This is a genomic window from Hansschlegelia plantiphila (genome assembly GCF_027922265.1).
Lineage (GTDB): Bacteria > Pseudomonadota > Alphaproteobacteria > Rhizobiales > Methylopilaceae > Methylopila > Methylopila plantiphila.
Window position 1 is genome coordinate 23231 of record NZ_BSFI01000003.1, and the last position, 12620, is coordinate 35850.

The window sequence follows — 12620 nt, forward strand, 5'->3', positions numbered from 1 at the left end:
CGGGCTGCGTCGGGCGCGGAAACTCTGCCCACGTGCCCGGCCGGGTCGTGGGGCGCTGAACAGAGAAGTTGAGCGGGTTAGCGGGCCCGAAGGCGGTGCGCGTGGCGGCGACGGCGGAAGGCGTCGGCCTCGGCTTTGGCCTTGATCAACGCAGCGTCTGCGCCCGGATCTTGCGCGACGCTGACGTCTGTCTCCTGCGCCGGAGCCTCTACCTGCTGAGGCGATCCGTTATCGTCGTGTGCGACAATCGATGCTTCATCGGCGCTTGCGTTCACAGCAGCCGACGGCTTTGCCCGAGCGAGGCGACGCAGCGTATCGTCCATGGTGCCGACCCTGTCGGCCATGCCGAGGCGGACCGCGTCCTTCGCTCGCTCCATGCGCCCTTCGCCGAAGCTCTCACGGACCACAGAGGCCTTCACACCGCGGCCGCGGGCCACGCCGTTCAGAAAATCCCCGTAGTATCCGTCGACTGTTCTTTGAATGGCGGCGGCGGCCTCGTCTCCAAGAGGTTCGTAGCAATTCCCCTCGACCTTGTATTTACCTGCCGAGATGAAGGTGAACTTCACGCCCTCCCTATCGGCCGCGACCGATAGATCCCTGTGCATGGAGTAGACGCCAATCGAGCCCACTTCGCCGCTCGGCGTTACGACGATTTCGTCGGCCGCGCAGGCTAGCCAATATGCTCCAGAGGCGGCGGTGCTGTTCACCTGCGCCACGATCGGCTTCTTCCCGCGGGACTCGAAAATCTCATCGGCGAGCTCGGGAACGCCGTGCACGTTGCCACCCGGGCTATCGATATTGAAGACGATCGCCTTGACGCTGGGATCCGCGAGCGCCGATCGGAAGCTTTGGCCAAGCCGTTCGGTGGAAGTGCCGCCGGGCCCGCTGATATCGTCCACCTGATTGGCATGCTGGGCGATGATGCCCATGATGCTGATGACCGCGATCACGCTTCCCTGAGCCGGGGACGCCTGCTGCCCTCGCATTTCGACCAGCGGGCCCGCTGTTATCTCCGGCATGCCCGCCGCGTTCATGGCGTAGAGCGAAACCGATCCGTTCGGTCCACGCGACCCCTTGATGGCCGCAATCTCTTCGGGAGGAAGTCGGACACCTTCCATTCGGCGTTCGATGACTTCAGCGATCGCCTCGAGGCGATCCGGCAATATCGCCCAGGGATGGCGGACGATGGCCGCCCGAAGGTGGGGAAACCGGGCCGTCATGCTGCGATCTCCTCGCTCGTGTCGGGAGCGTCGGCGTGCACGTCGCCGGCGTCGTCGCCGTGCGCTGCGGACGACCCTCCGCCGCCGTTACCGGGAAGGTTGTCGGACGTCGTCGTGTTGGTCGGGGTCAGAGGCTCGTCGAGGCCGGCGAGCGGGTTGTAGCCGAGCGCGTCACGCGCTTCGTTTCGCGTCAGGATTCCGTTGAGGACGAGGCGCGAGAAGAATTCCGCCTGGGCTTTCGAGTCGCCGCGCTGCAGGGACTCGATGTCGAAACGCGCCGAGTAAATCTGCGGCGCAAGTATGAGGTCTCGGCGAACGGCCTGCGTGATGCAGGCGAGCCAGGGATTCAGGTTGTTCCTGACGAAGGCGAGCATCAGGGCTTCAACGCCGGTCCCCCAGACGCTCGTCCCCGTCATGTGGTGCAGCATCACCGGCGGCACGTCGTACCACCGGCACATTTCGGCGATCTGATGCTGCCGCGTCGCGAGGAACTGCGCGTCCTCGGCCGTCAGGCTAATCGCTTCGAACTTCGCGCCATCCTCGAGGATCGGCGTCTTGCTCGAATTCTGCAGGCCCGAGTAGAGCCCGGTCCATTCCTTCTTGAAGCGCTCGAACGCGGGATCCGACATCGTCTTCGGAACGGTGACGACGCCGGATGGCCGCGCCCCATTCGAGAACAACCGGGCGCCGTGCTCCTCGGTTGCAAGCGCAAGCCCGATCGTTTCGCGCGCATAGGCGATCGGACTGATGCCGACTAGGCCCGGCGCGATGCTCGTCCGGATGTGCAGGATCTCGTCCTGCAGCAGGAAGCGCGTCCGGCCCTTGTAGTCGTTGATCCGATAACGCAGCGATCCATCGTCGAGCCGCTCGACCGCGACGCGATCCGGATGGATCGGCTCGAGTCGATCAGCGAAACCTCGCGGACCCGCGATGATCTCCGCATAGGCATTGCCGCGCAGAAGCAGGTGCATCACCAGCATCGCCCAGAAATCCCAGGCGGTCTGCCATCGGTTCGGCCCGAACTCCAAAAGATCGTTGAGCGGATGCTCGGGCGCCTCGAAGCTCTTCCCCGTCGCCCGGTCCGTCCGATACATGCGGAGCGGCAGCGACGCGATCGTCTTCGCGAGAAGGTTCACGCAGGCGTAGACCGCGGAGAACTGCATCGCGATGTCGGGCGTCACTCGGCGACCGGCCCGACTCTCCGGGCCTATGGCGCCGAGGATTTCGTCCGAGTTCGGCGACCAGGTTTCGACGAACGGCGCTTCCTCGCGCGGATTGGCGGCGAGCATCGCCGAAAAGAGACCCATCAGGGTTCGCCGCGCATCGTGCCGAGGATTGCGAGCCCGACGAGGATGAACCCTCCGACCATGAAACCCAGCGGCGGGTAGTGCAGCCACGCTCCGTAACCCGCGAGCGCAGCGCCGCCGATGCCGACGAGCTCGCGGAACGTCTGGCGATCGACCGCGATCGGCCGCGAGACGGGCCGCCTTTCAGCGTCTTCCATGGCGGCGATCCTTCACGCGAAGCGGATGCCGCGCTCTTCGTACACAGAGCGCAGATTGATCGGTTCTGGGTTCAGCGACATCGGCACCACGGCGTCGAAGAGCGCCATCACGGGGTCGATCTTGTCGTCGCCGGCGTTCTGCTTGGTCGCGCGGATCGCAGTCGCGGTCGGCTCGATCTTCAGGTTGCCGACCGCCCAGGTCATCAGGCTTGAACCAGAGTGCCAAAGCGTGCCTCGAACGAGCTTCCGCTCAGCCGTTTTGATGGCGTTCATCAGGCCGTAGCGATTGGGCGAGCCTCTGAAATCAATAGTTTAGGCGGCATTGTCGCATCTACGTCGTTTTCAGCTGGCGCGGCGAGCGCCGACGCGATCCGCTCGAAAGCTTCGTGCCGGCGGTTCCCGCCGACGATCGGATGCGCGTAGACCTGCAGCGTCATGTCGAACTTCTCGTGCCCGAGCAGCGACGCGACGTCGGTCAAAGGGAGGCCGAGTTCGATCATCAGGCTCGCCGCGAAGTGCCGGAGAGCGTGGAAGTGCATTGTGTCGGCCGCGTCGTGGAGGCCGGCGCGCTGCAGCAGCGGCACCCAATAGTTGGACCGGAAGTTGCGCGGCGTGACCATGGAGCCTCCGGGCATGCGGAAAATGAGGCCCCGCTCGTTCGTGACGTAGAACCTGCGGCACCACTCCGCGACGGTCTCCTGAACCCGGCGAGGCATGGGGATGTCCCGATTGCCCGCCTTAGTCTTCGGTCCCTTGAGCTGGTCGAGCTGCGTGAGGCTGTGCCGGATCTTCAGCACGCCCCGCTCCATGTCGACGCACCCGACGGTTAGGCCCCAAATCTCTCCCATCCGCAGCCCGCAAAAGGCCGCGAGCTGTACCGCCGCCTTCAGCATGAAATAGCCGCGGACGTTCGTCGTCTTCCGCTGATTTGTGATGTTCAACTCGTCGACAAGGCGGAGCAGGAGCTGAACCTGCTCCATGCGGAACGTCTTGATCTGGCTCTTGCCGCCGTAGCGCACCTCGGCCAGCACCTGCTTGACGATGTTCCGCTTTGTGAAGCCGCGCTTTCCGGCGAAGTCCTCGATCTGCTTCAGCGCGAGCAGATGGTTCTTCGCCGTCACCGGCTTCAGGCGCCGCAACAGATCGGAATGCCAAGCCTCAACGTCGGTGAAGGTCAGATCCTTGATCGGGCGGTTGCCGAACCTTGGGATGATCGATGAATCGATGATCGAGCGGAAACCGCGCCACGTGCACTCGCCGATGATCCCCGACCTCACCTTGTCTTCGCCGGACTTCAGCCAGAGGTCGGCGGCGTCGCGTATGCCGATCGTCTGGCTGATCGCGACGTGCTGCCCTGACTGCAACTCGGTCTCCACGCGGCGTTTGATCGCCTCCGCATCCTTCTTCAGCCCGGTCTTGGGCGTCTCGCGGCGACGCTTTCCGGCCGCGTCGGTGTATTCGCAGATCCAGGGCGACTTCGGGTCTTTGGCGTTGAGTCGACGCACGCTCGCCATCTGTCCTCTCCAATTGTGAGGAGGCCCGGCCGCGCGTGCAGCCGGGCCGGTTGATCAGAACTGCTCGACGAGCGCGCGTTCGATGCAGAGACGCGCGAGTTCGAGGCGGCTGCGGTTCACGAGCCGCCAGCGATCGTCGAAGCGGCGCTTGCGGGCGCCGTCCACGAGCCGCTTGGTGAAGAGCATGAGCCCCTCGGCGGCAACCTCTTCGGCAATGCGCGCGAGCTCGTCGGGCGCCGGCGGAGCGATAACGCTCGTCGCGTCCAGGATGAGCGAGCCGGGGAAGTGGAGCGGCTTGCCGCTTCTCGTGCTGGTGGTCGTCATGGGCGCGCCCTGCCCTGCTCGGGGGCGAGAACAGGGGCGGACAGAACACTAGGCGCAGTTGTGCTATTGAGCGTTTTAGCTCTTGGCATGGGGCTCTTCCTTGCCTTGGGTTAGAGCCGGGCCAGGGAGTTCCAGTCCCTTGCTCGGCTCGACAGTTTCTGACATTATTAACCCTCTTCGGGGTTGTCAATGTTAGAAACCAAGAGCAAAGGCGGTCGGCCGCCCGTCGGGGCCGTACCTGTGACGGTCCGCCTTCCGCCGGATCTACTGCACCCCCTCGACGCCTGGATCGCTCAGCAGCCCGATCCGAAGCCGTCGCGGCCGGAAGCGATCCGGCGGTTAGTTGATCAGGCGCTGGCGCAGAAGCCGGGCTGACAAGCCGCCGGCCCCGCCAAGGATCGCGAGCTTGCGCGCGCGTCGCACCCGGTGTCGCGATCGCTGTCGCGCCTGGCCGAGCCGCCGCCGGACAAGACCCGGCCCTATCATTCCTTTTCAGCCGGCGGGCTGTCGCGCCGAGCGTCGCGGATCGTGTCGCGAGGCTTGGCCAATTGGCGAAAGGCCGTCCCCCAGGCTGTCCCGGTCGGTGTCCCGCTCCGCGCCGGCGGCACAATTTCGTGCCGAACAAAATCAATGACTTAACCGGCGCGCGCGGTGTCCCGCGAGGCACCCCGGCGCTCGTCCCACCAGCGCGATCCCGCTAATCGAGCCTTCGCCAATTGGCGAACCCTTCGTCGGCAAGAAAAGGGTGTCGTCAATACCGACACCCCTGGCCACGCCGGAAGCGGTAAACTCGCGCGTCACTTAAAGGTCTGCGACCGCGACCTTTTCCGGTGGGCCCAATGGATATGCCTATGGGCGCCCACTGGGTCGCTAAGCCTTTGATCGCTCAACGCCCGGCTCAAGCAATTGCCAGCGGTTTGCTATAGCCCGGCTACGGCTAAGCCCTTGATCGCGCTCGGCCAAGGTTCGTTCTCGCGAAGGTTTTCGCGGAATTATCCGGTGGATCGGAGCGCCTTGCGCCCGTCGGCGGACCGTCTACGCTTGCTCCGATGAGAACAGCCCTCGCTACTCTCGCCGTCCTCGTTTGCACCACGCCTGTTCTCTCGCAGGGCACCGCTGGAGCGCTCGAGTTGTCGGGGAACTGCTCGACGCTTGTGGCGGAGGGGCGGAGGCTGCCGTGCACCGGCCGGATGGCGAGCTTCACCTTGTCGGACGGGACCGCGCTCATGATGTTCAAGGGCGCAGGCTACACGGTGGCGTTCGCTGGACGCGGCGGAGAGGGTGTGCCCGCCGGCGGCGGGTCCGCCGCCTGGGCTGTCCGCACCGTAAACGTCGGGGTGCCCGGCCGTGAAACGGAAACGGCGCCCGCCTCCGGCGTCTGCCGCTTCGAGGACCCATTCAAGGGGCGAGCCGGCGTATGGTGCTCGGCAAAGACGCCACGGGGCGAGTTCTCCGCAACGTTCCGTTCCGACGGGCGGCCGCCGCAGGCCGCTCGCTGACAACGGACTACCCGACCGGCGCTGCGTCCGCGTGCGCTGACTGTGGAGGACCGGAGGTACAGCCTTGTAGCCGACATCCCGCATATGACACCGTCTCAAAAAAGGCGGTTCACGATGTTTCAGACGATCTTCGCCTATGTCGCGGCCGATCCGAAAATCCAAGCGACGATCTACTCGGTCGTTAGCTCGACCCTATTAGCTATCGTAGGAAAACTGCTTTCAGCAAGAGCACGCTTGAGATGGGGACGCGTCCACTACAACCATTTTATGATAAAGAATAAAGATGGAGGCCTTTCGGCAGTTGTGACTGCAAATTATACGATTTCCAATACTGGACGAGCCGCTGCAAAAGAGATCGAGGTAAGCTTCAATTGGGAACCAGAACATTACGAGGTCTGGCCGCACAAGGAGTACTCTACGTCTAAGCGCGAAGATGGCCGCTTTATTATAAAGGTTCCGAGAATTAACATCGCCGAGAGCGTTAATATAGCGATCATAAACGCCGGAAATACCGCGCCCGATCTGACTTACATTGGGCATAACGAGGGGTCCGTGAAGGAAATTCCTATTTTCCCTCAACGGGTCTGGCCTCAAAAGGTCGCATATGCAAGTGCGGCACTAATGCTTGTTGGGCTAATGACAATTCTTTACTGGATCTTTCGTGGGATCATCGCGGTATTTTAGTATCGCCCTATTCAGTTCGGAAACATTAGGTTGCAAACTCTCAGTTGCAAACTCGTCGGAGTTGACATTGATGTCAGATGATCTTCCCACTGGGGCGCGTACATCGTACCGGATGGACCCGGGGGATGCGATGACATTCTTGAAGAACGGCCCGCGACCAACGCAGCTTAGGGTCATTACCGGTGACGAGACGCGGATAACCTTGACTATTAGCGAAGGGCGTCCGTGCGAGATAGTATGCGGCCAAGGGAAAATTACTGTTGAAATAGACGACTTCGATAATACGTCGCCTCACGAACCATTTACCGTCATCGAAGGCGGAAAATGACCAACGATATACATTAACGCACGAGGCAAATCATGTTTGTTGGCTCACTTGGCGTGCTTAAGAGCATGACAGCCTTAGAGAGCGGAGAGCTGTTCTCTCTGGAGCTGGGGGGAAAAAAGGCATTCTGCCTTAAGCTGCATGCGGACGAATCGGGAAGAATGTACATTGCGGTGTTGAACACGCCGGGCGTTGAGGAACTGGAACCGTTCTTCTTTAAGAAGTTTCCTGACGGCTATGTGAATTCGTTTGGCAAGGGCTGGGTAGTTGAACTCATCGAGAATGAAGACTCGTACGTGTCGAGCGAGTTTGCTCTTCGCGAGGCATTTGGCGTCATAATTAAAGATCAAGATCACGTCGGCCTCAGGATTTCTTCAAGCAAAGGAAGCGGAAGACCTGGATTCCTCGACCTGCCTTCCGGATCATTTGTTCCGATGGATCATCATTCGGTGATCTACACCGAGTGGAAGATCTGGGCTAACGACGCTCATCAGAGTACCGAAGGCGCGGTGCCTCTATATCATCGAGTGCCTTGAGAGCGTGGGTGTTGCGAGACTGCGGCCTGTTTGGCGCTCGCTTTCAAAACACAGCGTCGCAGATGCACCTCGGCTCCGCCTTTGGCGGGCGTCCACGCTCAAGTGTAAAGAGGATCGCTTGGATCGATATGAACGGAAGACGGAGATGGTCAGGCGAACCGCCGTCGCGCGGGAGATCGTCTTCAACGTTCTTGAGGGCTGCATCGTTCTCGGCGTGCTCCACTACGTTTTCCAGAAAACCGGCAGCTGGTTCGCGTTTGTTTTAGGAAGTGTCGGATATGTGGTGCTCAGCGCGTACATCCTGAACAACGCGCAGTTAGGTTTAATGCAGCTTTTCCATGTCGATGATGAGCCGAACTCCGAGAGCCGGGCGCGGCTCGTCATGTTCACAGCCGGCGTCATCCTGCTCTACTGCTTCCTGTCTTTCGCTATCGACGCGACGATCTCATTGATGATCGCAGGTCGGTAGCGCAAGCAGGACCGCGACGTCGGCCATCACCTATGCCGCTCGCTTCATCCGTCGCCGCTCGGCCCGCGAGGGCACCTTCACGAACTCGACCGGCAGCTCCCGTCTCGCCGTTCATCGCGCGGCGCGTGCGGCGCGCCATGCCGGCCGCGGTGATTGTCTCATCAACCCAGGACGGCTCGAGCGGACTATCAAACCGCCAAAAGCCCAAACGATCCACGCGATTCTGAGCTCCTAAGCGCCGCCAGCACCGGCCGCGCGATCATCGCACTCACCGCTACCGGCTCGCCTCCCGCGTTGCGATCAGTCCCGCCGGCACGTCTGCGACGTAGCAGAAGACGCTCCGGCCTCCGGCACGGGAGTAAGCGCTTCGACCACCGCATCGCCTGCCGCCGCGGTCCCGATCATCCGGGCACCCGCAAGAGCCTGGGTAGGATGCGCGACTCTCGCGCACGATGAGCGCGGCGATTGCCGCTGCAGCCGCCAGCGAGCGCGCTGAAGGGGGCTGGATCTCGACCGGGCGCTCGGCGGTAGCGCGATTGTTCCGACCGGCCGTTTCAGGCGCGAGCGCGGCTTCTCGTACCGCCGGAGCGCGCTTCGCCGGACGATCGGCACGCCGCGCGATCGGCGGCCTTTGGGCATCCGCGCTCGGCGCTGCCGGCGAGGCTTCAGCGGGTGAGGACGAAGGCTGTGGCGAGTCCGCGAGCCGGACGGCGACTGGCGCGCTCGCCTGGCTCTTGACGGGTGCTGGCACCGGCGCGGCCGCCGTGCGGGTAGAGGCAGGCGCGGGTGCCGCGTGGTCCGCCTGCGGCGCCGGCGTGCCGCCTCGCACCGCGAGCGCTACCGCCGCGGCCGCTGCCAGGAAGAAGATGAGCCCACGATCTCGCGCCAAGCCTGCAACCCGAGTGGTTGATCGACCGACGACGCTTAACGCATGCCCGCGGAGCTTTGCAGACGGGATTCTACGTAAGGTAGCAGCGATCTCTTGCGTGCGCTTTCAGGCAGGCTACGGTCGTGCCCATGCGCTCGTTCGCCGCCCTCGTCGCCCCGTTGGCTCTAGCCGCCGCTTTGACGGCGTCGTTCGAAGCTCGCGCGCAGAACCTCGATCCGCGTCTTGAAGCTGCATACCGCAGCCGAGGCATGGCGGGCGTCCTGGCGATGCTCAATGCCTGCTACGCGACGGCCAGCAAGGCTATCCCGCGCGTGGTCGACTGCGCGAACTTGGACGCTGCAGCTTACGGCCTAGACCGCGCCGCTCAGGCCAGCTTCCGAATGCCGGCGACGCCCGGCTTTTCTCGATACGAGACCCGCGAGCGGATCGTCCGGGCGATGAGGCGCTCGGGCGCGAAGCCCGCCGACATTGACCCTTCGCTCGACGTTGTGGCGCGCCACGTTGGCGGCTACGCGCTCGAGCTTCGATGATGTCTGGAGCCCTGCCGGCCGCGCGAACGCCTAAGACGGAGGACTTCCGCCGAGCTCTCGCCGAGCGCCTGGCGCACGCGGAGCGAGACGGCCAAACCGAGCTAGAAGTGACGTCCGGCGATCTGCATCGTGAGGTCGGCGGCTATCCCGGTGTGGATCCTCGCATGCCGATGTGCTGCCGCGCCATGCGAGCGGCGATGGAGCCGGGCGACGCCGAGCTGTCGGCGCCTCCGAAAGGCGACGGGGCGACGCTTGTCATCCGCTATCGGTTGCCGCGGTCTCGTTCAGCATGAGGATTGTCGCGAGCCTCGGATCAAGCTTTGCCGCCATGACATCAGGCATCGATGTCGATAGCCTAAGAGGCATGAGATCTAACCGAAATCCTCTCACTCCAGCCGGAAACTGAGCGATGGCAAAATCGCCTCCCGCTAAGACACCTTCGTCTTATAGGACCGTCGGCAGGACCTACGATGGCGTGAAGGTGCTGGCGCCCAAGACGAAATCAAAGACCTTTACGGCGGCCGAGGTGAGGCGCGCCATCGCGAAGGCGATTGAAGAGGTCTCAAGAGCGGATAAGCCGCTACTGCGAGAGAGCGACTCCCCGAGAATCCAGAAGCGGAAAGATGGACGCTTTGAGGTGAAAAAGCCGGGCGCTAAGCGGGCGAGCGCGGTTACAGACACGCAGACGGAGGCTATAGCCAGGGCGAAAGAGATCGAGCCAAATAAAGCTCCGATCGCCAAGCGCGTTCGAAAAGGGCCCGGTGTCAAGAGGGGCACATGGCGCAAAACCTGACAAAGGCACAGCGATCTATACTGAAGAGAGCAGCCACGGCTCTCGATGTTTTTATAAACTGTCCGTTCGATGCCGAGTATAAAGCAATCTTTAATGCGATCGTCTACACTGTAGTTCGTTCAGGCTACCGGGCTCGGTGTGCTTTAGAAACAGACGACGCGGCCGAAAACCGCTTCGGAAAGATTATTAAGATCATCAGTGAGTGTCGCTACGGCGTTCACGACATCTCGCGTACTGAAGTAAGCGGCAACCCGCCCCTGCCGCGTTTTAACATGCCGTTAGAACTCGGGTTGTGGTTCGGTGCCCATCACCTTGGCCGAGACGACCAGGCTGGAAAGAAGTGCATCGTGTTCGACCGCGAGCAGTACCGTTACCTGCGCTTCATTTCGGATATCAGCGGCCAAGATATCCACTCGCACGACGGTGACATCCCAAAGCTCATCAGCGAACTCTCCGCGTGGCTTCGGCACCTGCCTGGAGGAGTTCACGCCGGAGGCGGCCAGGCTATCTTGGGCGAGTACGAAACCTTTCGATCGCTCCTTCCTGTCTTGAGCGGTCAGAAGAATATGGCACCCGACGAGCTGCTTTTCGCCGATTTCAACCTCATGATCACTGAATACGTAGCTAGCCTGACGGAAGAGACGCCCGCGCCGGTTGATCCAGTCGTCGCCGTAGCATGACGAGCACAAGCGCAAGATCCTTCAAATCAGACCCGGATTAGGCACCGCCCAAATAAGCGTGATAGCCGATCGAGTGGTCTCAACCTTGAGTGCAGTCCGCTCCCGAAGGATTGCCGCCATGCCTGCGATGGCAGCGACACCAAAGTCGTAAGTCTCAAGCGTCAGCGACGGTTCCTTGCAGCCTGCCTCCTCAAGAGCCTCTTGGATTATCGAACTCAAGTGCGTCTCGGCGAAGTCTACTCCGGCGTCGTGACCATAGAGTCTTACCCCGCGAAACAACTGGTCGATCCCTGGCGACCTGCTCCTAGACATGAAGCTATTCTGAACCGCCGCCTTATAAGCGGCCTGAATTTTCTGCTTGATCTGCTGAGAAGAACCAAAAGGCGTGTCATTGATCATCGCCTCAAAGACCCCGTTCGCTAAGATCGCTATAAGCCTCAATGCTAGGCAGACGAGGTCAGCGCGGCAACCTCTTCCGCTCTCCAGGCTCGCAGCCGAGTACCGACGGAGAAATGCCAAGAGGGATCAACAGCAGCGGAGCCTCCTCCAACGCCACTGGAACGGGTTGGGCACCGTGGATGAGTGGAAGCCTCAGGCGAAGGATTTCTCCAGCGGCGCCCGGATGGCTTCCGACACAAAGTCCGCCGCCTTCAGCCTCTTCCGCTCGCCCGCCACGAGCAGCCCATGCCGCTCGAGAAACGCCGCCTGAGACTCGAACGTCGGCGGGTCGTCCACGTCGAAGCCCTGGAAACCGCGGCCGACGAAGGGATGCCACCGCAGATCGTTCGGCATAATCCAGCCCTCGGGTAGCCCCATCCGGACCAGCGGCTTGCCTCCATGCGCCTCGCACCTCAGCGTGCCCGTGCCGCCCACCCGCCGCCGCTGCTCCGGCGCCTCGTACTTCCACCAGCACCACGGCCGCGTGCCCGGCTTGTCGACGATCCACCGCTTCAGCACCGCCGGCCCGAACTCCGCCCATAGATCGCGCGTCTTCCGCCGGCTTGGCGCGAACCAGGCGTCGTCCCAGCACAGGCCGAACAGCGCCCACTTCTGATCCTCGTCGACGTCGCCCACGGCGTCGTTCAGGAACGCCCACGACAGCTCGTCGAGCTCGACGCCCGGCGCCTGCTCGACAGCCTCCGCCGGCGCGCGCGGATCGGGCTTCGGCTTCCGACCGCCCACGAACAGACGCGCATGCAGCCGACGCCGCTCCGCGGTCGCGACGGAGATCGCCCGATGCGCGGCCATGCGGATCTTCCCATCGTCGCTCTTGGTCTCTTTCTCCATCGCGGCGATGCGGGCCTCGATCCCGACGTAATCGGTCAGGAGCTCCGCGCGCGGCCCGATTTCGAGCCCGTTTTGAGCCAATTCAGAGGCGATTTTCGACCATAGTCGACGCTCGGAAGCCTTGAGAAATGACGGAGCCTGAGGCGCTGAGGTGCCCATATATTTTTTTCCCTGCAAAACGGAAAATGTGTGAATGCCACCCGATGCGGCGGGGGCCCCTAGGGCTGTGGACTTTCGACCCCCCCTACCCCTTCGCGGAACGCTGGCGGCTCGATGAGGTTAGGAGAGACCAACCTAATCACGGAGCGAAGCCATGGATCACAGCAAGCATGTGCGACTGACGAGCGACGAACTCACCGGCTCGAC

14 protein-coding genes and 1 pseudogene are annotated in these 12620 nt (G+C 62.5%); 7 read left to right on the forward strand and 8 right to left on the reverse strand.

The annotated features are described in order from the left end of the window. Positions 1 to 77: 77 nt before the first annotated feature. From sppA to PKE75_RS03355, 6 genes and pseudogenes are all read right to left on the reverse strand, one after another. Positions 78 to 1220 (reverse strand): signal peptide peptidase SppA, encoded by a 1143-nt coding sequence (sppA, locus tag PKE75_RS03330; protein ID WP_271167284.1) that lies wholly within the window; start codon positions 1218 to 1220, stop codon positions 78 to 80. After that, positions 1217 to 2527 carry a phage portal protein gene (locus tag PKE75_RS03335; protein WP_271167285.1) on the reverse strand — a complete coding sequence of 437 codons (1311 nt, stop codon included), beginning with the start codon at positions 2525 to 2527 and terminating at the stop codon, positions 1217 to 1219. Before PKE75_RS03335 ends, sppA begins: the two co-directional genes overlap by 4 nt. After that, positions 2527 to 2724 carry a hypothetical protein gene (locus PKE75_RS03340; RefSeq protein ID WP_271167286.1) on the reverse strand — a complete coding sequence of 66 codons (198 nt, stop codon included), beginning with the start codon at positions 2722 to 2724 and terminating at the stop codon, positions 2527 to 2529. The genes PKE75_RS03335 and PKE75_RS03340 overlap by 1 nt, the downstream gene beginning before the upstream one ends. 12 nt (positions 2725 to 2736) lie before the next feature. Further along, positions 2737 to 3021 (reverse strand): annotated as a pseudogene (locus PKE75_RS03345) (terminase large subunit); the annotation flags it as partial. Continuing rightward, positions 2997 to 4238, reverse strand: coding sequence for a tyrosine-type recombinase/integrase (locus PKE75_RS03350; protein WP_271167287.1), 1242 nt, complete (start codon positions 4236 to 4238; stop codon positions 2997 to 2999). The pseudogene PKE75_RS03345 and the gene PKE75_RS03350, both read right to left, overlap by 25 nt. A 54-nt stretch (positions 4239 to 4292) precedes the next feature. After that, positions 4293 to 4562: a hypothetical protein gene (locus PKE75_RS03355; protein ID WP_271167288.1), complete on the reverse strand. Its 270-nt coding sequence runs from the start codon at positions 4560 to 4562 to the stop codon at positions 4293 to 4295. Positions 4563 to 4802: 240 nt separating this feature from the next. Between PKE75_RS03355 and PKE75_RS03360 the strand changes: the two genes are divergently transcribed. From PKE75_RS03360 to PKE75_RS03390, 7 genes are all read left to right on the forward strand, one after another. Next, complete coding sequence (locus PKE75_RS03360) at positions 4803 to 4937, forward strand: ribbon-helix-helix domain-containing protein (protein ID WP_271167289.1); 135 nt, start codon at positions 4803 to 4805, stop codon at positions 4935 to 4937. A gap of 1238 nt (positions 4938 to 6175) precedes the next feature. After that, complete coding sequence (locus PKE75_RS03365) at positions 6176 to 6745, forward strand: hypothetical protein (protein ID WP_271167290.1); 570 nt, start codon at positions 6176 to 6178, stop codon at positions 6743 to 6745. Positions 6746 to 7105: 360 nt separating this feature from the next. After that, on the forward strand, positions 7106 to 7606 hold the full coding sequence (locus PKE75_RS03370) for a hypothetical protein (RefSeq protein ID WP_271167291.1): 501 nt from the start codon (positions 7106 to 7108) through the stop codon (positions 7604 to 7606). Positions 7607 to 7751: 145 nt separating this feature from the next. Next, positions 7752 to 8075: a hypothetical protein gene (locus PKE75_RS03375; protein ID WP_271167292.1), complete on the forward strand. Its 324-nt coding sequence runs from the start codon at positions 7752 to 7754 to the stop codon at positions 8073 to 8075. Positions 8076 to 9092: 1017 nt separating this feature from the next. Continuing rightward, positions 9093 to 9494, forward strand: coding sequence for a hypothetical protein (locus PKE75_RS03380; protein WP_271167293.1), 402 nt, complete (start codon positions 9093 to 9095; stop codon positions 9492 to 9494). A gap of 475 nt (positions 9495 to 9969) precedes the next feature. Next, positions 9970 to 10287, forward strand: a complete 318-nt coding sequence (locus PKE75_RS03385; protein ID WP_271167294.1) for a DUF2188 domain-containing protein — start codon at positions 9970 to 9972, stop codon at positions 10285 to 10287. Further along, the gene (locus tag PKE75_RS03390; RefSeq protein WP_271167295.1) at positions 10272 to 10967 is read left to right on the forward strand and encodes a hypothetical protein; all 696 of its coding nucleotides are present in this window, start codon (positions 10272 to 10274) and stop codon (positions 10965 to 10967) included. Before PKE75_RS03385 ends, PKE75_RS03390 begins: the two co-directional genes overlap by 16 nt. 21 nt (positions 10968 to 10988) lie before the next feature. On the opposite strand, the gene PKE75_RS03395 is transcribed toward PKE75_RS03390, so the two are convergent. Further along, positions 10989 to 11366, reverse strand: coding sequence for a hypothetical protein (locus PKE75_RS03395; protein WP_271167296.1), 378 nt, complete (start codon positions 11364 to 11366; stop codon positions 10989 to 10991). 192 nt (positions 11367 to 11558) lie between these two features. Continuing rightward, on the reverse strand, positions 11559 to 12335 hold the full coding sequence (locus PKE75_RS03400) for a hypothetical protein (protein ID WP_271167297.1): 777 nt from the start codon (positions 12333 to 12335) through the stop codon (positions 11559 to 11561). Between the last annotated feature and the right edge of the window lie 285 nt (positions 12336 to 12620).

What these genes read in the sequence shown, in the direction of transcription:
- sppA (WP_271167284.1), bottom strand. Translation starts at nt 1,220, where the DNA reads ATGACGGCCCGGTTTCCCCACCTTCGGGCGGCCATCGTCCGCCATCCC.
- PKE75_RS03335 (WP_271167285.1), bottom strand. Translation starts at nt 2,527, where the DNA reads ATGGGTCTCTTTTCGGCGATGCTCGCCGCCAATCCGCGCGAGGAAGCG.
- PKE75_RS03340 (WP_271167286.1), bottom strand. Translation starts at nt 2,724, where the DNA reads ATGGAAGACGCTGAAAGGCGGCCCGTCTCGCGGCCGATCGCGGTCGAT.
- PKE75_RS03350 (WP_271167287.1), bottom strand. Translation starts at nt 4,238, where the DNA reads ATGGCGAGCGTGCGTCGACTCAACGCCAAAGACCCGAAGTCGCCCTGG.
- PKE75_RS03355 (WP_271167288.1), bottom strand. Translation starts at nt 4,562, where the DNA reads ATGACGACCACCAGCACGAGAAGCGGCAAGCCGCTCCACTTCCCCGGC.
- PKE75_RS03365 (WP_271167290.1), top strand. Translation starts at nt 6,176, where the DNA reads ATGTTTCAGACGATCTTCGCCTATGTCGCGGCCGATCCGAAAATCCAA.
- PKE75_RS03370 (WP_271167291.1), top strand. Translation starts at nt 7,106, where the DNA reads ATGTTTGTTGGCTCACTTGGCGTGCTTAAGAGCATGACAGCCTTAGAG.
- PKE75_RS03375 (WP_271167292.1), top strand. Translation starts at nt 7,752, where the DNA reads ATGGTCAGGCGAACCGCCGTCGCGCGGGAGATCGTCTTCAACGTTCTT.
- PKE75_RS03380 (WP_271167293.1), top strand. Translation starts at nt 9,093, where the DNA reads ATGCGCTCGTTCGCCGCCCTCGTCGCCCCGTTGGCTCTAGCCGCCGCT.
- PKE75_RS03390 (WP_271167295.1), top strand. Translation starts at nt 10,272, where the DNA reads ATGGCGCAAAACCTGACAAAGGCACAGCGATCTATACTGAAGAGAGCA.
- PKE75_RS03395 (WP_271167296.1), bottom strand. Translation starts at nt 11,366, where the DNA reads ATGATCAATGACACGCCTTTTGGTTCTTCTCAGCAGATCAAGCAGAAA.